The organism is Sphaerisporangium aureirubrum, assembly GCF_042658925.1.
GTDB classification, from domain to species: Bacteria; Actinomycetota; Actinomycetes; order Streptosporangiales; family Streptosporangiaceae; genus Sphaerisporangium; species Sphaerisporangium aureirubrum.
The window spans coordinates 27,303-46,585 of record NZ_JBHSRF010000045.1; the positions used below are offsets into that span (position 1 = coordinate 27,303).

Below are 19,283 nucleotides of genomic sequence, written 5' to 3' on the forward strand. Positions count from 1 at the left end.
TTCCCGGGGCGCCCGCACGGCCGAGCCCCTCGCCGTAAGGCGGCGCCGGTTCCCTCGTACATGGATCGCCTCGTGCGGGCGCCGGAGACGTGACGTGGGTGGCGCCGAGGCACGTCCCGGCCGCGACGCGGGGGACGCGACGGGACACGACAAGCCCGATAGGACCGGGGGCGCGGGGGTGTCCCCCGCACAAGAACAGCCCTTGCGGCTCCCGCGCGCAGCGCGCCCTCCGCAAGGACCATTTCCCGGGGCGCCCGTACGGCCAGCCCCTCGCCGTAAGGCGGCGGGCCGGGTGACGTCCCCCGAAGTGGTGTAACTCCTGGGGATCTTCGTGAAGGGTATCGATGGCCCGCCACCTGGCGCCTAGGGCGGCGCGTTCATGATCACGGCCTCGGAAATCACACCACCTGGCGGGACGTCACCGCGGGCCGGCCCCTCGCCGTAAGGTGGCGCCGGTTCCGTCGACGTGGATCGCCTCGCGCGGGCGCCGGAGACGTGACGTGGGTGGCGCCGGCGGGGCACGTCCCGGCCGCGACGCGGGGGACGCGACGGGACACGACAAGCCCGGCAGGACCGGGGGCGCGGGGGTGTCCCCCGCACAAGAACAGCCCTTGCGGCTCCCGCGCGCGGCGCGCTCTCCGCAAGGACCATTTCCCGGGGCGCCCGTACGGCCAGCCCCTCGCCGTAAGGTGGCGGGCCGGCCCCTCGCCGTAAGGTGGCGCCGGTTCCGTCGACGTGGATCGCCTCGCGCGGGCGCCGGAGACGTGACGTGGGTGGCGCCGGCGGGGCACGTCCCGGCCGCGACGCGGGGAAACACGACGGGACACGACAAGCCCGATAGGACCGGGGGCGCGGGGGTGTCCCCCGCACTAGAACAGCCCTTGCGGCTTCCGCGCGCGGCGCGGCCTGCGCAAGGACCATTCCCGGGGGCGCTCGTACGGCCGGGTGTCTCGCCGCGAAGCGGCGCCGGTCTTGCCGTACGTGGATCTCGTCGCGCCGGTGCCGGCGACGTGACGTGGGTGGCGCGGGGGGTGACGCCACACCATGAGGCCGGTAGGGCCGGGGGTGTCCCCCGCATGAGAACAGCCCTTGCGGGTTGCGTGCGGAGTGCGGTCTCCGTAAGGGCCATTTTCGTGGGGGTCGGCGCATATCGGGTTATCTGCTGTGATGGCGCCACGTTCATCGCACTGCGGTGAACGGGATTCTCTCCGGACCTGCCCCCGTGAGGGGCGGTGACACGGAGTGGCCACGGGATCAGTGTCCGCGCGGGGGTCGTTCTGGACCTCCCGTGCACGGGTAACGGATTCCGGGATGGCTGGTACGGGCTGGGTGGCGTGGTGATGGTGGGTGGGGTGGGTACGTATTCGGGCAGGTCTATGGGATGGAGGCGTCGTTCGGGCCGGGGGTGGCTTGTCGCGTGGGTGTTTGGAGGCGTGGGTTTCGGATGGGGTCCGGCTTTTGGGCTGGATGGAGGGAGGGAGTGTGATGGGGGAACGTGGCAGGTTGGAGAGGCTGGGGGTGGAGGAGTGTATGCGGCTGGTTTCGGTGGGGGGAGTGGGGCGGGTGGGGTTCGCTTTGGCTGATGGGCCGGTCGTCTTGCCGGTCAACTATGTGATTCATGAGGGGGCGGTGGTGTTCCGGACGTCGTTCGGGGGGGCTATGGACGACGATCTGCGGACGGGGGCGCCGGGGGTCGAGTACAAGGTGGCGTTCGAGGTGGACGAGGTCGATCCCGTCGGGCGGACGGGGTGGAGTGTGTTGCTGCGCGGGCCTGTTCATCACGTCGATGCCGAGGAGCGGGAGAGGCTTGGGGTGCCGGATGTGGAGTCGTGGGCGGGGGGTGAGCGGGAGCTGTTCGTGCGGATCACGCCGCAGGAGGTGACGGGGCGGCGGATCCGGCGCGGTTAGGGGTGGACCACGGCGACCGGGCAGGGGGCGCGGCGGAGGGCGGCCTGGGCCACCGAGCCGAGGTGGGGGGAGCCGCGGGGGCGGGTGCGGGTGCCCACGACCAGGAGGTCGGCGTGGCGGGAGGCCCGGCAGAGGGCCAGGACGGGGTGGCCGCGGACGGCGGAGGCGGTCAGGGAGACGTCGGGGTTGGTCTCGGCCCAGGGGGTCAGGCGGGCGCGGAAGGCGCCGGCGACCTCGGCCAGGGGGTCGCGGCGGCGGACGGTGAGCCGCGGGAGGTTGCGCGCGTGGAGGGCGAGCAGGTGGGCGCCGCGGAGGCGGGCCTGCTCGATGGCGTAGGTCAGGGCCGCCTCTGAGGCGGCGGAGCCGTCGAAGCCGACCACGATCTCGCCGTAGGTGGCGGCGGCGGGGCGGCGCACCACGACCACGGGTGAGGACGCGCGGCCGACCACCGCCTGGCCGACCGAACCGAGCACCGTCGCGGCGAAGCCGCCGCGCCCCTCGCTGCCGAGGACGATCTCGTCGGCGTCGGCGGACTCGGTGGTGAGCCGCTCGGACACCGCCCCGGTGATCAGCGCGACGCTCACCTCCAGCCCCGGCGACCGGGCGCGCACCCGGTCGGCGGCGGCGGCCAGCGCGGCCCGCCAGTAGGCGGGCAGGCCGTCACCGGCCCCGGACCCGGTCCTGAGAGGGAAGTCGTAGGACCACGGCTCCCGGACGTGCACGATCCTCAGCCGCGCGTTCCTGCGCCCGGCGTCGTCGGCGGCCCAGTCCACTGCTGCGGCGGCGGACGGCGACCCGTCCACCCCGACCACGATCTGCCCCGTCATGGCGCCCCCCTACCTGGGGTTATGCCCAGTTTCGCGAGGTAGCTCCGGATTCAGATGATCACCGACGGAGGCAAGGCACTGAGGTCGTCGTGCTCGTAGGCCAGATGCCCGTGCACGTCGATCACGCCCTCGACCCCCCGCACGGCCTCGACGATCCGCACGCTCTGCGAACGGCGGGGCACGCGGCCGTCCAGGGTCACCCGTCCCTCGTCGACCCCGATGGACAGCCCCTCCGGCATGACCCCCGCCTGGCGGACCAGATCGGCCACCTCGGCGCGCAGATCGTCCCGGGAACGGGTGAATATCTTGAGCAGGTCGGCCTGGTGGACCGTCCCCACGATCCTGCCGGTGACGGCGTCCACCACCGGGAGCTGCTTGACCCGCTGGTCGTGCATGATCTGGGCCGCCTCCCGCACGGGGGTGCCCTCGGTGACGGTGATCGCGGGGCTGGTCATGACCCCCGACGCCGTCCCGGAGGTCGCCTTGGTGAACTCCTCCCGCCGCCTGCGGGGATGCAGGACGCCCTCCCGGACGCCGGTCTCCCGCAGCAGCAGGTCGTCGGCGGACACCACCCCGACCGGCCTGCGGTCCTCGTCGACGACCGCGACGGCGCCGACCTTGAAGCGGCGCATCGTCTCCACCAGATCGGCGAAGGACGTCTCCCGCTCGACCGCGATCGCGACCCTGCCCATGACCTCTCCGACCCGCATCATGACCACCTCCCTGCTCCGCCCTCAAAGCGAGCATTCCCCGAATGCGCCGCGCCGGTCACCGCCGAAGGTCCTCACCTGCGAAGACCTTCGGCCGGAAACGGGACCCCTCCCATCGGAACTCAGGGTTGCCTCTGGCCCGAGAACGAGTTAACCTACAACTGCACTTGGAGGTTTCCTCTCGGCAGAGAGTCAACAAGGAGGTTTCGGAGATGCTGCTCACGTCGATCGATCCCTTCGTGCAGGAGTTCGAGCGGCAGTTCGACCGGCTCGCCCGCCGGGCCTGGAACAACACCGGCGACGGCGGGTCCGTCATGCCGCTGGACGGGGTGCGGCGCAAGGACGACGTGCTGCTCCGCTTCGACCTGCCGGGCATCGACCCCGACTCCATCGAGGTCGCCGTCGACCGGGGCGTGCTGTCGGTCACGGCGCGCCGCGAGGAGGAGCTGAGCGAGGACGACCGCCTGCTGGTGCGCGAGCGCCCCATGGGCACGTTCACCCGCCGCGTCTACCTGTCCGAGCACCTCGACGGGGAGCGCGTCGACGCGGCGTACCACAACGGTGTCCTGCAGATCCGCATCCCGGTCCTGGAGAAGGCCAAGCCGCGCAAGGTCGAGATCCGGCGCGGCGACACCAAGGCGATCCGCGCCTGACGGACGCCCCGGCGCACGGGCCGGGCCGGCGCCGTCACGGGCGGCGCCGGCCCCTCGTCAACCTGGAGACAGCATGACCCGCCTGCCCGTCGACGACCACTACGCGCCCCTGTACTCCCTCGGCCAGGTCGCCGAGATGCTCCGGGTGCGGCAGGCGTTCCTGCGCCGCCTCGACGACTTCGAGGTGGTGCGCCCGCACCGTTCCGACGGCGGGCAGCGCCGCTACTCGCGAGCCGACATCACCCTCGTGCAGTACGTCGTCGAGCTGTCCGGCGAGGGCATGACGCTGATCGCGATCCGCCGCGTCCTGGAACTGGAGCACCAGGTCAGGGTCCTCCAGCGGGAGCTGGAGGCCGCCCGCCGCCTGCTGCGGCTGAGCGGCCTCGACCCCTCCGCCCCGCCGCCCGCCGCGCCGTGAGCGCAGGGGGGCGGGTCAGGCCCAGGGGCGGAAGACGGCGCGGACGCAGCCGTCCCTCTTGTTCTTGAACATCTCGTAGCCGCGCGGGGCCTCGGTGAGCGGCATGGTGTGGGTGGCCAGGTGGCTGGTGCGCAGCTCGCCGCGGTCGATGAGGTCGAGCAGGCGCGGGATGTAGCGCTGGCCGTGCTGCTGGGCGCCGCGGACGGTGAGGCCCTTGTTCATCATCGCGCCGAGCGGGAAACGGTCGGCCAGCCCGGCGAACACTCCGAGCACGAACACCGACCCGCCCTTGCGGCACGCGTAGATCGCCTCGCGGACGGCCACCGGGCGCTCCCCCATGCCGACCCGCTTCCTGACCTTCCCGTACATGCCGGCGGGGGCCTCCGCCTCCATGCCCACCGCCTCGATGCACACGTCGGGCCCCCGGCCCCCGGTGCGCTCCTTCAGCTCGGCGACGACGTCGGTGCGTGAGAAGTCGATCGTCTCGACGCCGATCTGGTGCTCGGCCATGGCCATGCGCTCGGGAACGCGGTCGATGGCGATGACCCGGTCGGCGCCGAGGAGCACCGCCGCGCAGGCGGCCATCTGGCCGACCCCGCCGCAGCCCCAGATCGCCACCACGTCGCCGGGGCGCACCCCGCCGAGCTCGGCGCCCATCCACCCGGTGGGCGCGGCGTCCGAGGCGAACAGCGCGTTCATGTCGTCCACCCCGTCGGGCACCGTGAAGGCCCCGTGGTCGGCGAACGGCACCCGGATGTACTCGGCGTGGCTGCCCCGGTAGCCGCCCGTGGCGTGCGAGTAGCCGAAGATCCCGGCCGTGTCCCCGCCCCAGGCCATCTCGGCGAGGCCGGGCGTGAGGTTGCTGTTCTCGCACAGCGACCACATGTCGTGCTCGCACTGCCAGCACCGGCCGCACCCGATGATCGAGGACACGACCACCCGGTCCCCCACGCGGTGCCTGCGGACCTCCGAGCCGACCTCGACGACCTCGCCGAGGAACTCGTGGCCGATGACGTCCCCGGCGCGCATGGCCGGCATGTACCCGCCGAGCAGGTGCAGGTCCGAGCCGCACGTGGTGGTGAGCCTGACCTTGACGATGGCGTCCTGGGCGTTGACGATCCGCGGGTCGGGCACGCGCTCGACCGACAGCTCGTTCACGCCCTGCCAGCACAGTGCCCTCATGGCCGTCCCTCCCCACCGCGGCGGGCCGCGAGGTCCGCCGTCCTCCCCGCCGGTACGGGACGGCGCGGGCCGAGCGGCTCCGGGCGCAGCACCTCACCGGTCTCGATCAGGCACTTGGACTCGCGCAGCGCCCGGCGCACCGCCTGGCGCGGGTCCTCGCCGCCGAGGCGGGCGAGCACCTGGTCCACCCCGGTGGGCGCCTGGAGCACCGGGCGGGCGCCGAGCTCGGTGCCCCTGTCGCCCGGCGCCTCGCGCACCTGGACCTCGATGGTGTCGCCGAGCCGGGCCAGCGGCTCGGGCAGGCGCCCGTCCGGGACGACCTCCTCGGGCCGGCGGTTGATTGTCACCGTCAGCCAGCGGGCCCCCTGGCGGCCGGCCCTGGCCCGGGTGCGGCGCGCGGTGTACCAGCGCATCGCCCCGATGCCGCCTCCGCCCAGCGCCATCGCCCCGAAAACTGCACGTCTCATTGCCCTCTCCCCCATTGATGGACAACTGCTCCGATGGCTACCCATCCCCACCTTGGGTTACCTCGGGAGACGTGCACTTGAGCAGGAGTTGGCGGCCGCCTGACCGCCGCTCCGGCGAGTCGTCACCAGTACATGATCGCCGTCTCGCCCGAGCCCCTGGTGGAGTACAGCCGGACCCTGGCGATGTACCGGCGCCCCTTGACGAGGCGGGCGGTCACCGTGGAGTTGCGCTCGCTCCCGGCGTCGTCGTCGGCCCGCACGTACCGGGGCTCGCCGTCGATCACCTCGAACAGGCCGAGGACGGTGTCGCTGTCCCCGAAGGTGGCCACGGTGTAGTCGCGGGTGCCCTCGGGCACGATCATGTAGTCGGCCTGTTCCCCGGACGCCAGCCCGAGGGGGACGGAGGTGAACGGCGACAGCTTCGGCGGCCCGGCGGGCGAGAGGCCGGGGTACCAGCGCCGGGCGTACTCCTCGTCGGTCTTGGAGATCGCCCCGGGCGGGAACAGGCCCTGCCGGTACTCCTCGGGCTCCAGGATCAGGCCCTGCACGAAGGGGTACTCCATGATCGAGTCCGGGTCCCACCCGGAGCCGCTGACCTCGGACGCGTCCAGCTTGCGGATCACGTTGTGGAAGGTCTTCGGCCGCGACCACTCGTTCGGCGGACCGGCGAACCAGCGGTACACCGCCTCCTCGTCCCAGACGATCCCGGCGAACGGGCTCTGGTGCTCGTGCGGCATGCCGATGACGTGCCCGAGCTCGTGCAGCGCGGCGGCGTGCCCGCTCGGGGTGTCCACGCGGCGGCCGAAGTTGGTGGTGCGCTCGCCGAACGGGATGTCGAGCACGTCCCGGCCGAGGTAGGACCAGTAGCCGTCCCCCCGCATGAAACCGATCCGGATCTCGGCCTCGGCGCGGTCGGTCACCTCGGCGAACTCCAGCCCGATGCCGACGTTCTTCCACTCCTGGAAGGCGGCGCGGATGGCCGCGCGCTGGGTCTGGTCGCCCACCCAGGACACGAACGTGCTGCTGCCGTCGGCGAGGGTCACCGTGGAGCCGTCGGTCTCCCGGTCGAAGAAGTAGTAGTGCAGCACGGTGCCGTTCAGCCATTTGAGGTGCCCGCCGATCAGCGCCTCCAGCCGGGTGCCGCTCAGCCCGGCGGCCCCGGCGGGGATGGACTGCGGCGGCAACGCGCAATGTTCGGTCTGCTCGTCGTCGTGCTCGTAGCCGGTGGATGTCATGGGTCCCCTCCTGTCGGAATACCGACCAGGCTGGGGGCGGGGCGGCGCCCGCGCATGAGTACCCCTTTACCTAATTGCCGGGAAATTCCGCGACACGGCGGTCACGCGGCGCCGATGGCGGTGAACGACCACCCCGTGGCGCGGTGCAGCGGGTCGCCGGGCAGCGCGCCGCGGGCGTCGCGCAGCGCCTCCGCCATGCCGAGCCCGGACCGCAGCCCCTCGTGCAGCGCCACCGACAGCTCCGCCGCGGCCTCGTCGTCCACCGGCACGAGGCTCGCCACGATCCCGGCGGTGCCGAGTGGCAGCAGCGCCGCCGCGAGGCCGAGCAGCTCGTCGGCCCCCACCGGCTCCAGCCACCCGGAGTCGCAGGCGGACAGCACGATGCGGTACGGCGCGCGGCCGAGGCGCTCCAGGTCGTGCACGGTGAGCCGCCCGTCGTCCATCCGCAGCGCGGAGAACATCGGGCTGTCGGCGCGGAACGTCCCGTGCGCCGCGATGTGCGCGAGCAGGCTGCCGTCGATGGCCTTGAGCACCGCGGCGACGGTGGCCGCGCCGTCCCCGAGCACGGCCGCGCCGCCGTACCGGGCCGCGAGGGACGGCACCTCCGCCCCGCCGCCGGCCAGCCCGGGGCCGCGCACCAGCACCACCCCGGCCCCGCTCGCCGGTGGCACGCCTCCCGCGGCGGCCCCGGCGGGCGGCGGCACGTCCCCGGCCCGCAGCCACGCACCCGCCGACGGCGAGACGCCGACCACCCGGTCCCGCAGCGCCGGGAGGGCCGCCCAGGGCACCCCGTGCAGCCTGCCCGGCGGGACCATCGTCACCGGGCCCGTCCCGAGGTGGCGCACGGCCGGGCCGAGCAGCGTCTCCTGCAGGCGGCGCGCCCCCGCCTCCACGACGGCCAGCCGTTCGGCCGCCCATCCGGCCGCCGCGACGTGCGCCACGCGGTACGACAGCCGCCGCAGCCCGGCACGCAGGTGGTCGATCTCGACGGCGGCGTCCGAGATGCGCCCGGCCGCGAACCTGCGCACCCGGCCGCCGCCGCACACCAGCACGTGCACCTCGCCGCCGACGTCGGCGATCTCGACCAGGCGCCGGTCGCCGAGCCGTTCCAGCAGCGCCCGGGGGTCGAAGGGGCCCGCGAGCGCGCCCGAGCCGCGGGCCCGCAGGGTGCGGGCCCGGATGGCGCGCTCCAGCCGCCGCTGCTCGCGCTCCAGGGCGGGGACGGGGCGGCCGGAGGACCGCGCGGCCTCCACCCGGCCGGTGACCTCGCGGTAGGCGGTCGTGTCGCGCAGCAGCCCTGGGTCGTCGGGCGGGCGGGTCGGCGGCACGGCCAGCGCGGTGGCCCGCCACCGCTCGCTCCAGGCCAGCAGCCTGCGCGTGTCGCCGGACGCCAGCCCCGCCCGCTGGGCGAGCGCGGCCAGCTCGGCGCCCTGCGCGGTGACCCGGGCGCGCAGCTCGGCGGCGCCGAGGGTGAGCCTGTGCTCGTCGAGCACGTCCAGGCCCCGGCGGCAGGCGGCGAACACGGCCGCGCGGCGCCCGGCGGCGTCGGCGCGCAGGGCGTGCGCCAGCCAGGCGGCCACCCGGACGGGGGCCGGGCCGTGACGGCGCCCGCGGGCGGCGTCGGCCAGGTGCCTGTCGGCGTCCCGCGCCCAGCCGAGGTCGAGGGACATCCGCCCGGCCAGCAGGGACGCCTGCACGCTCTCCTGCGAGCCGAGCGACCGCAGGCGCACGGCCAGCGCGGCGGCGTCCCGCACCAGGCGCCCCGACGTGCGGCCGGCGGCGTGCCGGGCCTGGAACAGCACCAGCCGCGCGTGGGCCTCCCACCAGTCGCGGCGCTGGCTGGTGAACAGCCGAATCGCCGAGGTGGCGCGGGCGACCGCCGTGCCGGGGTCGTGCGCCGCCATCGCGGCGCGCGCGGCGACCAGCATCAGCTCGGCCCGTGTGGTGCTCTGCCCCCGCGCGTTCTCCAGCTGCGCAACCGCGCGCTCGGCCTCGCGCTGGGCCTCCTCGGCCAGCCCGGCGGCCAGCAGCGCCGAGCACCGGTCCATGATCAGGCCGTACGCGGGGGTGCCGAGGGCCTCGAAACGCCAGGCCGCCTCGTCGTAGTGGCGCAGCGCGGCGGGCAGGTCGCCGGACAGGGAGGCCGCCACGCCGCGGTTCCACACCGCGACGCCGCGGTCGTGGTCCTGCTCGGTGAGCTCCCACAGCTTCTCGGCGGCGGCGAAGTCCAGGTCGGCCTGCTCGGTGGAGCCCGAGGAGAGGTGGATCAGGCCGCGCAGGGTGAGCGCGCGGGCCGTCCAGATCGTGTCACCCGCCTCGCGCAGCACCGGGATCGCGGGACGCAGGTCGTCCAGCGCCTCGCGGTGCCGCCCGAGGATCCACAGGATCCTGGCCCGCCGGAACCGCACCCGCGCCGAGGTCAGGGCGGTGCCCCTGGCCACCCCGGCGTTCAGGTGCGCGAGGCCGCGCGCGGTGTGGCCGGCGTGCACGACGGCGACGCCGAGGGCGGCCAGGGCGTCCGCCTCCCGGTCGGCCGACCCGGCCCCGAGGGCCAGCGCGCGGGCGCGGCGCAGGTGGCCGAGCGCGACGGTGAGGTCGCCGAAGTCGCGCTCCCAGATTCCGATCACCTGATGGGCGACGGAGGCGTCGTACGCGGAGGGCCCGCCCGACAGCAGGGCCCGCGCCCCGGCCACCGCCTCCCCGGGGCGCGCGAAGACCAGGGACAGCAGGTCGTCGGCACCGGGGGGCCTGGGACCGCCCGGGGTGCTTCCCCCATCCACGGTCCAGATGCTAAACGTGGGGCCTCGGGGCGTCCACGCTGTATCAGCCCGACGCCGTCCGGCTCTTGTAGGCGAGGACGGCCACGGACACCGTATGAAGGAGCCACCATGGCGCCCGACAGATTCCAGGAGCAGCTCCGGTTCATCTCCGAGTCGATGGGGGGCACGCCCCTCGTCGGCGGGCCGCCCGGGGAGATCCCGTTCTACGCCTACGAGGGCGGCCACATCCTGTGCCGGGCCCCGGAGGCCCACCTGGTGGTGGACGAGCTCAACGCGGCAGGCGCCGGGCGGGGCGGCCAGGTGCCGCTCCCCGCCGGGCAGCCGACCTCGTCCGGCCTGGTCAGGATCCCGGTCGCCGCGCTGGGCGACACCTCCACGCCCGACGGCGGGGTGGTCAACTCGCTGCGGGCGCTGGAGAACCTGGAGGGGCGGGCCGGCAAGGCGATGGCGGGGAAGAACCACCTGGTCACCATCACCCCGGGCGGGGTGAACTCCTGCCCGGCGGACGAGCCGGAGGCGACGACGGCGGCCTTCCACCCGGCCCTGCGGGACGACCCGGAGGAGGTGGCGGGCGACGGCCAGCCGCCGGTCACGATCCTTGTGGTCGACACCGGCATCGTGCGGGACCTGCACGCGCAGCACCCGTGGATGACAGGCGTGGCGCCGGCCGCCGGCGCGGCCGACGAGGTCGCGCCACGGCGCGAGAGGGACCCCGGGCCGGGGATCACTCTCAGGCCCGGTGTCGACCCCGATATCGATCTCGTGCTCAAGCTCCGGCCGGATCCCGGTACCGTCCCTCCCTGGCTCAGCGACCGAAGGCCCGGTCCCACGCACGACGCCGAGGGGTTCGTCCGCGAGTACGTCGGGCACGGCACGTTCATCGCCGGGCTGATCATGGCCATCGCGCCGCACACCCGCGTACGGGTGTCCAACAAGATGATCCACGCGGGCTGCCTTTTGGAGGAGGCTTTCGTCGATCAGCTGCTGGACGCGCTGAAGCCGGGCTGGCCCACCATCATCAGCCTGTCCGCGGGCGCCGCCAACGGCCGGTTCACCACGCTCATCGGCATGGAGCGCTTCATGGACGCCCTGGCCGCGCACCCCGGCACCCTGCTGGTGGCGGCGGCGGGGAACAACGGCAGTGACGCCCCTTTCTGGCCCGCGGCGTCCGCACACTACCCGTCGAGGAACGACGGGGTGGTCTCGGTGGGGGCGCTGCGGGTCGACGGGGAGGAAGGCGCCTGCTTCAGCGACCACGGCGAGTGGGTGCGGGTGTACGCGCCCGGGGAGCGGCTGGTCGGGGCGTTCCTCGGCGCCGACGTTCCGCAGGAGTACCGGTACCAGCACTCCACGTTCGAACGCTGCCGTTACCTGGCCTCCTTCCACGACCCGTTCCTGTACGACTGCACCTGCGGGTTCCCGGCCCGGGTGGGCCATCTGAGCGGGGGGGATCCGGCGGACACCGCGATCTTCAGCGGCAGGGCCAGGTGGAGCGGCACGTCGTTCTCCACCCCGATCGTCGCGGCCATGATCGCCGACCACATGCGCAGGACCGGGGAGCAGGACCCCCGGGCCGCGGCGCGGGACCTGATCGAGCAGGAAGGCACCAGGGCGACGACGCGCGGTGTGCCGGTCCGCGCGCTGAGGCCTCCGGGATGGAACCCGGTCGCCGTGCGGCGTCACCCGGTGGTGTGAACGGCGGGCTCACGCGGGCGCGCCGGACCCCACCACGCGGTGACCTGACCGTGTGGCCCGTACGGGCCGCACGGCATGCCCGCGCGGGCGGCGCACCGCGTACGATGATGATCCCCTCCCTAAGGATCGTCCGCGTGGACCGTGAAGCGATCGGTGCCCTCTTCCGTGCCGCGGCCGAGGGGGACGCCGCCGCCTGGAAGGCCCTCGTCGAGAGGCTCGCCCCGCTGGTGTGGTCGGTGGTGCGCGCCCACGGGCTCTCCGACGCCGACGGCCACGAGGTCTTCCAGACGACGTGGTTCCGCCTCGCCCAGCACCTCACCCGGATCCGCGAGCCGGAGAAGGTCGGGTCGTGGCTGGCCAGCACGGCCAGGCACGAGTGCCTGAAGGTCATCAAGGCGTCCCGCCGGGAGTCCCCGGTGGGCGACGCCCGCCTGCTGGACCGCGCCGCCCCCGACGGGTCCCCCGAGGACGCGGTGCTGGCGGCCGAGGAGGCTGCCGAGCACTCTGAGCGCACCCGGCGCCTGTGGGCGGCGTTCGAGGAGCTGAGCGAGGCCTGCCGCCGCTTGCTGCGCGTGCTCATGGCCTCGCCCCCGCCGCACTACCAGGAGGTCTCCGCCGCGCTCGGCATCCCGGTGGGCGGCATAGGCCCCACCAGACTGCGCTGCCTGCGCCGTCTGCGCGCCCTGCTCACCGACCGGGACGTCCGGTGAGCCGCCCCCTCGGCCCGCCGGGCGAGGACGGCGGGGCACGCCGGGGCGCCGAGCCGTACCGCGAGGACGTCGGGTCGCGAGGCGGGATCGGGTCCTGGGAGGACGCGGAGGCGGGAGCCGGAGCCGGGCCCTGGGAGGACGACGGGACCGGGCTCCCGGACGACTCCGGGGCCGGGATCGGGGTCCGGGCGGACGAGCTGGAGCAGGAGTTGCGGGAGGCGGCGGCGCTGCTGGATCCGGTGCCGTCGGAGCTGGTGCAGGCGGCCGTGGACGCGTTCATGACGCGGACCCTGGACGACGAGCTGGCCGCGCTGAGCTTCGACTCGCTGGCGGACGCGGGGACGGTGCGCGGGGACGCGGAGCCCCGTGTGGCGGCCTTCCACGCCGGGCGGGCCGGGGTGGACGTGGAGATCGTGGTGTCGGGCGCGGTGGCGCGGATCATCGGGCAGGTGATACCGCCGCGCGCGGCCGAGATCGAGGTGCGCGGCCGGCGCCAGGTCACCGTGACGGCGGACGCGATGGGGCGTTTCTCGTGCGATCAGGTGGCGGCGGGGCCGTTCAGCCTTCGCTGCAGGTTCGGCGACCTGACGCTGGTCACGGAGTGGATCACCATCTGAGCGTCGCCGCCGGAACCCGGCGGCGCCCCCGTGTCCACTGCCGTCCCCTGCCGCCCTCTGTCCTCTGAGGGGCCCAAGAAATCACGACATTGCGCCATACGCTGCTTACAGAAGGTGACAAAGGTTCCTTCCGTATTCCACCTACAAGACGTCGGAGTACGCCGGGAAACGATCGCACCTCGGAGATTGCCTTATCCGGCCGAGACTAACCGGCATTGGGCGGGCGGGCGCGGGACCGAATGCCGGACGGCGGGCCGGGCGCGGCCGGCGCGTTGATTGGGCCCCGATCCTGGGAATTTCCTGTGACTTTCCCCCGGGGGGCGGGCCATTAGATTGCCGGACCCGGCGTAGGCGGGGCGCGCCGCGGCCGGGTGTCCGGCGGCGGGGCGCCGGCGACGGGTGAGACCCGGGAGACGGATAATATCGCGGCCACGACCGCTCCGGCCACGTCCCGGCCGCACCGATTTACCGCAATGACGGCGCGGGGAACTTCGCGCATACACCCTGACCGGGCACGGGACGTGCCCCGGAACCGCACACCAACCGTGTGGGCATGGTGCGGGAGGCCCGCAATCACCGGAAAGACATGCGGATGATGAGGCGGCGACGCCATGATTTCCGGAGACTCCGCCGAGGGGGCCGCTGTGGCGGCTAACACCCGGATGGAGCAATGAATAGGGGTCAACCTTACAAATTCCCTGAAGTCAGCACTAGTCACCCGAACTTCGCCACCGCGATCGCCACGCCCCGCCGAGGACGGGGAACGACGCAGGCCAGAACGGATGCGGCCAGGGCCGGGAAGGCCCTCCCCGCCCCGCCAGGTCCCCCGATGCGAGCACAGCCTCACACGGCAACGACCCGCCGGGTGCGGGCCCAAGAGACGGGCTCGTGCTCGCCGGGGCGACTAATCCAGGCGGGACGGGTTAATCATTCACTGCGCCGCTTCGTACTGGGCGACGATGTGGGAGGCGATCCTGCCCCGCTCGCTGACGTTCAGCCCATGGGCCTTGGCCCATGCCCGGATCTCGGAGCTTTTGTCGCGTGCCGGCCGCTGGGAGGCGCCGCGCTTACGGCCACGGACCTGGCCGTGATCGGCCTTGCGTGCGCTGGACACGAAAGGCGTAAGCACCTCCCGGAGATTCCTGGCGTTTTTGTCGTTCAGGTCGATCTCGTAGCTGGTCCCGTCAATCGCGAACTGGACCGTCTCTTTTGCTTCACCGCCTTCGAGGTCGTCGATGAGTAGCGTCTGGATCTGTGTCGCCATCTCCACTCCTTTCAGGGAGCATAGTTTGACTCCCCAAGAATATACCCGCCATCGGTCGGTTCCCACGCTCGGAACAGCATGACGCATTGATGGGTCCGGCAACGTAAGTATGCGAGGAATCGGGCACCGGGCCCCTTTATCGGCAGCGACCAGCGAGTCACCGAACCGCTGGCCGTACCCGGACACCGATTCGCGTGTCAGGACCATATACCGGCCGGGTGGAAGATAGTGCCGACTACACATTCCCCGCCCCCGCGCTGCGTTGTCACGTCCAGCCCGCGCCGCCCGGCCGGGCTGACCTCTCTCGCGTGCGCGGGGCGGACGCCCGGACCGCTTCTCCCGCGGGCGCGGGCGGGCCCCGGACCAGCGACCGGCGCCCCGTACGCTTGGCTCATGGGCATGGTCAAGACCGTGGGGCTGGTGCTGCATCCGGCGCGGGACTCCGAGGAGGCCATCAAGACGATCGTGGACTGGGCGGCCGTCCGGGGCGGCACGGTGCTCGGCCTGCCGGACGAGGTGGACCGCATCCACTGCAGCGCGGTGGCGGTCGACGGCGCGAGCCTGGTGGAGCGATCGGACCTCCTGGTGAGCCTGGGCGGCGACGGCACCATGCTGCGCACCATGCGCCTGGCGAACGGCCGCGCCACGCCGGTGCTCGGGGTGAACCTCGGCAAGCTCGGCTTCCTCGCGGAGATCGACGTCGCCGACCTGCCCCCCGCGCTGTCGGCCATCGACAACCACGAGTTCACCGTCGAGCCGCGCATGGCGGTGCGGGCGTCGCTGCCCGGCGGCCTGACCGTCACCGCGTTCAACGACATCGCGCTGGTGCGCATCCCCGGCGACCGGCTGTCCGCGGTGGCCATCTCGGTGGGCGGCCACCCGTTCGTCCGCTACGCCTCGGACGCGGTGATCGTCGCGACGTCCACCGGCTCGACGGCCTACAACTTCTCCGCCGGGGGCCCCATCGTGTCGCCGCTGGTCGAGGGAATCATCGTGGTCCCGGCGGCGGCCCACTCGTCGTTCAACCGGGCGCTGGTGCTCTCGGCGGACGAGGAGGTCACCCTGGAGCTGCTGCCCCCGAGCGGGGAACTCGCCGTCGAGGTCGACGGCTCCGTCGCCGCGCGCCTGTCACCGGGTGACAGCATCACCGTCAACGCGATCCGCGGCGCGGGCCGGGTGGTCCGGCTCGGCATCACCACCTTCTACGAGCGCGCCCGCCGCAAACTGAGGGTCAGCGGCAGCGCAGAGGTCGACTGAGTGGAGGGCCCGCCACCGTCCACGCCCGGCACCGGGCCCACGCCCCGGCCGGGCCCCGGGGACGGGGGCGCGCGACCGCCCGGCCCGGGAAAGCCCTCGCGGTCCGGGGGGTCGTGGGACGTCATCGGGGTGATCTCGGCGGGCGGGGTCGTGGGGAGTCTGGCGCGCTACGGGCTCGGGGTGGCCTTTCCCCCGGCGCCCGGGGGGTTCCCGTGGGCGACCTTCGCCATCAACGTGTCCGGGTGCCTGCTGATCGGGGTGCTGATGGTGGTGATCACCGAGGCGACCCGGCCGCACCGGCTGGTGCGGCCGTTCCTCGGCGTCGGGGTGCTCGGTGGTTTCACCACGATCTCCGGGTACGTCCTGGACATCGGCCGCACCCTCGCCGCGGGCGCGCCGGTCACCGCTCTCACGTACCTGGCCGGGACGGCCGCGGCGGCCCTGGCCGCTGTGTACGCGGGCGTGGCGCTCACCCGCGCGGCGGTCCGGCCGTCCGGCCGGAAGGGATCGCCGTGAAGCTCGAAGGCCCCGCCGTCCGCCTGACCGTCATGGTCGGCGAGACCGACCAGTGGCACCACCGCCCGCTGTACCACGAGATCGTGCGCCGAGCCCGGGAGGACGGGCTCGCCGGCGCCACCGTCCTGCGGGGCATCGAGGGGTACGGCGCGTCGTCACGCATCCACACCGCCCGCATCCTGTCCCTGTCGGAGGACCTGCCGGTGGCGGTCATCGTGGTGGACACCGAGGAGCGCGTCCGCGCGTTCCTGCCCCGGCTGGACGAGCTCGTCACCGAAGGGCTGGTCGTGCTGGACCCGGTCGAGGTGATCCGCTACACCGGCCGGGGGGCGGACGACTCGTGAGCGCTCTGGGATCCCCGGCGGGGACGGGGGAACCGTGAACCTGACCGGGGTGTTGCTGGTGGCGGGCGGCGCGGCCGTCGGGGCGCCGCTGCGGTACCTGACGGACCGGGCCGTGCAGTCGCGGACCGGCTCGGCGTTCCCGTTCGGGACACTGGTGGTGAACATCGCGGGGTCGGCGATCCTGGGCTTCCTCGCCGCCCTGCCCGCCGGTGACGGCGTGATGGCCGCGGCCGGCACGGGGTTCTGCGGCGCGCTCACCACCTATTCGACGTTCGGGTACGAGACGCTGCGCCTCGCCGAGACGGGGGCCCGGCTGCTCGCCGTGCTGAACGTGGCGGCGAGCGTCGCGGCCGGGCTCGCCGCGGGCGCCTGCGGGATGCTGCTCGGCCGTCTCGTGGGCGGCTGAGACGCCGGGTCAGGCGGTGAAGGCGCGGCGCAGGGCGGAGGTCCTCAGGTCGGCGGCGCGGCGGCTGAGGGCGGTGTCGGGCAGGAGCCAGTCGAAGCCGTGGAAGGCGCCCGGGTACAGGTGGAACTCGGTGGAGACCCCGGCGCGGGCCAGGCGGGCGGCGTAGTCGATGCACTCGTCGCGGAACACCTCCAGCTCCCCGACGTCGACGTAAGCGGGCGGCAGGCCGGTCAGGTCGTCCGCGCGGGCCGGTGCGGCGTACTGCGGCACGTCTCCGGTGCCCGCGAGGTCGCCCAGCAGGGCCGTCCAGCCGAAGAGGTTGGCGGCACGGTTCCAGGCGATCGCGTCGGTGAACTCCAGGCTGGACGGCGTGGTGTTCCTGTCGTCGAGCATGGGGCACATCAGCAGCTGGAACGACGGCGCCGGGCCGCCCCGGTCCCTGGCCAGCAGCACCGTCGCCGCCGCCAGCCCGCCGCCCGCGCTGGCCCCGGCCACCACGAGGCGTCCCGGGTCGCAGCCGAGCTCGGCGGCGTGCCCGGCGACCCAGGCCAGGCCCGCGTAGCAGTCCTCCACCGCCGCCGGGTACGGGTTCTCGGGCGCCAGCCGGTAGTCCACCGACACCACCACGCAGCCGAGGTCCTCCGCGTACCGGCAGAGGATCCCGTCGTCCATCTCGACCATCCCGGCGACCATTCCGCCGCCGTGGACCCAGTACAGCGCGGGCAGCTCCCCCGTCACCCGCGCCGCCCGGAAGATCCGCAGCCGGACCGGTCCCCCGTCCGTCCCGGGCGTCCACCGGTCCGCGATCCGCACCCGGCCGCCGTCCGGCCTCCCGCCGATCAACCGCCCGGCCGCGAGCGTCTCGGCGATCTGCCGCCGGATCCCCGGCAGCTCGTCGGCCGTCGGCGCCGCCGTCCCGCCGGCCATGCCGATCCGCGCGAGCCCGGCGGCGAGCTCGGGATCGAGTCGTACGGTCACGGCGGTTACGAGCGCGGGACCCGGAGGGTGCGCCGCCGCGCCGGGCGGCGCCGCGCCGTGGAGACGCGGCTCCGGGCCCAGGAGGACCAGGTGGCGGCGGCGACACTGGTGGCGCCGGCGGCGATCAGGGCCAGCGGGTGCCTGGCGGCCTGCGCGATGACGCGATCCGCCATGCTCCCGGCGCGGTCGAACGCCGACGCGTCCACCTGGCCGTCGCCCAGCCGCCGGGTGGTGGCGGGCGGGCCGCCGCGCAGGCGCGCGGCCAGCTCGGCGACCCTGTCGCGGGCGGCGCCGCCCCTTCCGGCGATGTCACCCCTCCGGAAGGCCGTGCCGCGCCCGGCGCCGTCCCCGGCGGCCATGTCGCGGGCTCCCCTGCCACCCGCTCCGGAGGCCGTGCCGGCGGACATGCCCGCGGCACGGCGGCGTGCGGTGCCACGACCGGTCAGACGGCTCTTGGCCGCGGCCATCGTGCGGCGGGCGCGTGCCTTGACGTCGGCCTTGCCCGCCAGGGCCTCGACCGTGCGGCCCAGGTCCTCGCGGGTCTGGGCGATCTCCTCGCGGAGGCGGTCCTCCTCGGAGAGGCGGCCGTCGTGGGTCATCTGGCCGGTCCGGCCGGCGATGCCCGCCGTCTGGGGGCCCGTCCCCGGCTCGGAGGGGTGGGCCGGGGAGCCGGACAGGCCCGCCAGCGGGTCGCCCCTGCCGTGGCTCACCACGGGCTTGACGTACGGCTTGTGCGGGGCCTGGGTGCGGGGCACGTTCAGGGACGGGCCTGCGGACTCCGGGGTCGCGGTGCCGGGCTCCTGGCGGTGCAGGCCCACCTCGCCGGCGGTGGGGCGGTACGAGGCGCCCACGGGGTCGATCTCGCTCATCGGTGTGCCCCTTGCTTCACGGCGTCCATGTCGGCCTTGATGCTTTTCATGGTCTCCTTCGTGAGGGGCGGCGTGGCCTTCGACACCTGGCGCTTGCCGCCGAGGCCCAGCAGGGCGGCCAGCATCATCAGGGCCACCCCGACGATCACCGCGGCGAGCCAGCCGGGCATGACCAGGGCCAGCGCGAGGATCACGGCCGCGACCAGCGCGCCGCCGCCGTACAGGGCGAGGACGCCGGCGCCGCCGAACATTCCCGCGCCGACGCCCGCCCGCTTGCCCTTGCGGGTCAGCTCCAGGGTGGCCAGCCGGATCTCGTCGCGGACCAGCCGGGACACGTCCTCCGACATCTGCTTGATGAGATCGGCGGTACCGAGCGACGAGTACGGGTTCGCCGCGATCTCCCGTTCCTTGAGGCTTGTCATGGCGCACCTTTCTCGGGGGTCACCA

Annotated in this window: 20 protein-coding genes; 10 read left to right on the plus strand and 10 right to left on the minus strand. The window is 73.9% G+C overall.

What is annotated here, in order from left to right:
* Positions 1 to 1,485 precede the first annotated feature (1,485 nt).
* Positions 1,486 to 1,908 carry a pyridoxamine 5'-phosphate oxidase family protein gene (locus ACFP1K_RS25690; protein ID WP_380757779.1) on the plus strand — a complete coding sequence of 141 codons (423 nt, stop codon included), beginning with the start codon at positions 1,486 to 1,488 and terminating at the stop codon, positions 1,906 to 1,908.
* Here ACFP1K_RS25690 and ACFP1K_RS25695 read toward each other — a convergent pair.
* On the minus strand, positions 1,905 to 2,735 hold the full coding sequence (locus ACFP1K_RS25695; RefSeq protein WP_380757784.1) for a universal stress protein: 831 nt from the start codon (positions 2,733 to 2,735) through the stop codon (positions 1,905 to 1,907). The two genes, ACFP1K_RS25690 and ACFP1K_RS25695, sit on opposite strands and share 4 nt — an antisense overlap.
* 50 nt (positions 2,736 to 2,785) lie before the next feature.
* Positions 2,786 to 3,448: a CBS domain-containing protein gene (locus ACFP1K_RS25700; protein ID WP_380757786.1), complete on the minus strand. Its 663-nt coding sequence runs from the start codon at positions 3,446 to 3,448 to the stop codon at positions 2,786 to 2,788.
* A 209-nt stretch (positions 3,449 to 3,657) separates the two neighbouring features.
* On the opposite strand from ACFP1K_RS25700, the gene ACFP1K_RS25705 reads away from it, so the two are divergent.
* Together ACFP1K_RS25705 and ACFP1K_RS25710 are read left to right on the plus strand one after the other, a co-directional pair.
* On the plus strand, positions 3,658 to 4,098 hold the full coding sequence (locus tag ACFP1K_RS25705) for an Hsp20/alpha crystallin family protein (RefSeq protein ID WP_380757788.1): 441 nt from the start codon (positions 3,658 to 3,660) through the stop codon (positions 4,096 to 4,098).
* A 73-nt stretch (positions 4,099 to 4,171) separates the two neighbouring features.
* Positions 4,172 to 4,516: a MerR family transcriptional regulator gene (locus ACFP1K_RS25710; protein WP_380757790.1), complete on the plus strand. Its 345-nt coding sequence runs from the start codon at positions 4,172 to 4,174 to the stop codon at positions 4,514 to 4,516.
* 15 nt (positions 4,517 to 4,531) lie between these two features.
* Here the strand turns inward: ACFP1K_RS25710 and ACFP1K_RS25715 are convergent, their stop codons facing one another.
* The 4 genes from ACFP1K_RS25715 to ACFP1K_RS25730 form a co-directional block, all read right to left on the minus strand.
* A complete protein-coding gene (locus ACFP1K_RS25715; protein WP_380757792.1) occupies positions 4,532 to 5,698 on the minus strand; it encodes a zinc-dependent alcohol dehydrogenase in 1,167 nt (388 codons plus the stop codon).
* A complete protein-coding gene (locus tag ACFP1K_RS25720) occupies positions 5,695 to 6,165 on the minus strand; it encodes a hypothetical protein (RefSeq protein WP_380757794.1) in 471 nt (156 codons plus the stop codon). Before ACFP1K_RS25720 ends, ACFP1K_RS25715 begins: the two co-directional genes overlap by 4 nt.
* 122 nt (positions 6,166 to 6,287) lie before the next feature.
* On the minus strand, positions 6,288 to 7,400 hold the full coding sequence (locus tag ACFP1K_RS25725; RefSeq protein ID WP_380757796.1) for a M12 family metallopeptidase: 1,113 nt from the start codon (positions 7,398 to 7,400) through the stop codon (positions 6,288 to 6,290).
* A 101-nt stretch (positions 7,401 to 7,501) separates the two neighbouring features.
* Positions 7,502 to 10,180 (minus strand): CHAT domain-containing protein, encoded by a 2,679-nt coding sequence (locus ACFP1K_RS25730; protein ID WP_380757798.1) that lies wholly within the window; start codon positions 10,178 to 10,180, stop codon positions 7,502 to 7,504.
* Positions 10,181 to 10,288: 108 nt separating this feature from the next.
* Between ACFP1K_RS25730 and ACFP1K_RS25735 the strand changes: the two genes are divergently transcribed.
* From ACFP1K_RS25735 to ACFP1K_RS25745, 3 genes are all read left to right on the plus strand, one after another.
* Complete coding sequence (locus tag ACFP1K_RS25735) at positions 10,289 to 11,875, plus strand: S8/S53 family peptidase (RefSeq protein WP_380757801.1); 1,587 nt, start codon at positions 10,289 to 10,291, stop codon at positions 11,873 to 11,875.
* Between the two features lie 134 nt (positions 11,876 to 12,009).
* Positions 12,010 to 12,585, plus strand: coding sequence for an RNA polymerase sigma factor (locus ACFP1K_RS25740; protein ID WP_380757803.1), 576 nt, complete (start codon positions 12,010 to 12,012; stop codon positions 12,583 to 12,585).
* Entirely contained in the window at positions 12,582 to 13,202 is a 621-nt protein-coding gene (locus ACFP1K_RS25745) for a hypothetical protein (RefSeq protein WP_380757805.1), read from the plus strand. The genes ACFP1K_RS25740 and ACFP1K_RS25745 overlap by 4 nt, the downstream gene beginning before the upstream one ends.
* Positions 13,203 to 14,133: 931 nt before the next feature.
* On the opposite strand, the gene ACFP1K_RS25750 is transcribed toward ACFP1K_RS25745, so the two are convergent.
* Positions 14,134 to 14,466, minus strand: a complete 333-nt coding sequence (locus tag ACFP1K_RS25750) for a histone-like nucleoid-structuring protein Lsr2 (protein ID WP_380757807.1) — start codon at positions 14,464 to 14,466, stop codon at positions 14,134 to 14,136.
* A 393-nt stretch (positions 14,467 to 14,859) separates the two neighbouring features.
* Here ACFP1K_RS25750 and ACFP1K_RS25755 point away from each other — a divergent pair, with 393 nt between their 5' ends.
* The 4 genes from ACFP1K_RS25755 (at position 14,860) to ACFP1K_RS25770 (ending at position 16,989) form a co-directional block, all read left to right on the plus strand.
* Positions 14,860 to 15,723, plus strand: a complete 864-nt coding sequence (locus ACFP1K_RS25755; protein ID WP_380757809.1) for an NAD(+)/NADH kinase — start codon at positions 14,860 to 14,862, stop codon at positions 15,721 to 15,723.
* Between the two features lie 150 nt (positions 15,724 to 15,873).
* Positions 15,874 to 16,239 carry a FluC/FEX family fluoride channel gene (locus ACFP1K_RS25760; RefSeq protein ID WP_380757812.1) on the plus strand — a complete coding sequence of 122 codons (366 nt, stop codon included), beginning with the start codon at positions 15,874 to 15,876 and terminating at the stop codon, positions 16,237 to 16,239.
* Complete coding sequence (locus tag ACFP1K_RS25765; protein ID WP_380757814.1) at positions 16,236 to 16,583, plus strand: DUF190 domain-containing protein; 348 nt, start codon at positions 16,236 to 16,238, stop codon at positions 16,581 to 16,583. The genes ACFP1K_RS25760 and ACFP1K_RS25765 overlap by 4 nt, the downstream gene beginning before the upstream one ends.
* Positions 16,584 to 16,623: 40 nt before the next feature.
* Positions 16,624 to 16,989, plus strand: coding sequence for a fluoride efflux transporter FluC (locus ACFP1K_RS25770; RefSeq protein WP_380757852.1), 366 nt, complete (start codon positions 16,624 to 16,626; stop codon positions 16,987 to 16,989).
* A gap of 9 nt (positions 16,990 to 16,998) precedes the next feature.
* On the opposite strand, the gene ACFP1K_RS25775 is transcribed toward ACFP1K_RS25770, so the two are convergent.
* From ACFP1K_RS25775 to ACFP1K_RS25785, 3 genes are read right to left on the minus strand one after another with little or no spacing between them, the layout of a single operon-like run.
* Entirely contained in the window at positions 16,999 to 17,967 is a 969-nt protein-coding gene (locus ACFP1K_RS25775; RefSeq protein ID WP_380757816.1) for an alpha/beta hydrolase, read from the minus strand.
* Between the two features lie 5 nt (positions 17,968 to 17,972).
* Positions 17,973 to 18,836, minus strand: coding sequence for a DUF3618 domain-containing protein (locus ACFP1K_RS25780; protein ID WP_380757818.1), 864 nt, complete (start codon positions 18,834 to 18,836; stop codon positions 17,973 to 17,975).
* The gene (locus ACFP1K_RS25785; protein WP_380757820.1) at positions 18,833 to 19,258 is read right to left on the minus strand and encodes a phage holin family protein; all 426 of its coding nucleotides are present in this window, start codon (positions 19,256 to 19,258) and stop codon (positions 18,833 to 18,835) included. The genes ACFP1K_RS25780 and ACFP1K_RS25785 overlap by 4 nt, the downstream gene beginning before the upstream one ends.
* Between the last annotated feature and the right edge of the window lie 25 nt (positions 19,259 to 19,283).

Excerpts from the sequence above, each read along its gene's own strand:
- ACFP1K_RS25690 (WP_380757779.1), top strand. The coding sequence starts at position 1,486 with ATGGGGGAACGTGGCAGGTTGGAGAGGCTGGGGGTGGAGGAGTGTATG.
- ACFP1K_RS25695 (WP_380757784.1), bottom strand. The coding sequence starts at position 2,735 with ATGACGGGGCAGATCGTGGTCGGGGTGGACGGGTCGCCGTCCGCCGCC.
- ACFP1K_RS25700 (WP_380757786.1), bottom strand. The coding sequence starts at position 3,448 with ATGATGCGGGTCGGAGAGGTCATGGGCAGGGTCGCGATCGCGGTCGAG.
- ACFP1K_RS25705 (WP_380757788.1), top strand. The coding sequence starts at position 3,658 with ATGCTGCTCACGTCGATCGATCCCTTCGTGCAGGAGTTCGAGCGGCAG.
- ACFP1K_RS25710 (WP_380757790.1), top strand. The coding sequence starts at position 4,172 with ATGACCCGCCTGCCCGTCGACGACCACTACGCGCCCCTGTACTCCCTC.
- ACFP1K_RS25715 (WP_380757792.1), bottom strand. The coding sequence starts at position 5,698 with ATGAGGGCACTGTGCTGGCAGGGCGTGAACGAGCTGTCGGTCGAGCGC.
- ACFP1K_RS25720 (WP_380757794.1), bottom strand. The coding sequence starts at position 6,165 with ATGAGACGTGCAGTTTTCGGGGCGATGGCGCTGGGCGGAGGCGGCATC.
- ACFP1K_RS25725 (WP_380757796.1), bottom strand. The coding sequence starts at position 7,400 with ATGACATCCACCGGCTACGAGCACGACGACGAGCAGACCGAACATTGC.
- ACFP1K_RS25735 (WP_380757801.1), top strand. The coding sequence starts at position 10,289 with ATGGCGCCCGACAGATTCCAGGAGCAGCTCCGGTTCATCTCCGAGTCG.
- ACFP1K_RS25750 (WP_380757807.1), bottom strand. The coding sequence starts at position 14,466 with ATGGCGACACAGATCCAGACGCTACTCATCGACGACCTCGAAGGCGGT.
- ACFP1K_RS25755 (WP_380757809.1), top strand. The coding sequence starts at position 14,860 with ATGGGCATGGTCAAGACCGTGGGGCTGGTGCTGCATCCGGCGCGGGAC.
- ACFP1K_RS25780 (WP_380757818.1), bottom strand. The coding sequence starts at position 18,836 with ATGAGCGAGATCGACCCCGTGGGCGCCTCGTACCGCCCCACCGCCGGC.
- ACFP1K_RS25785 (WP_380757820.1), bottom strand. The coding sequence starts at position 19,258 with ATGACAAGCCTCAAGGAACGGGAGATCGCGGCGAACCCGTACTCGTCG.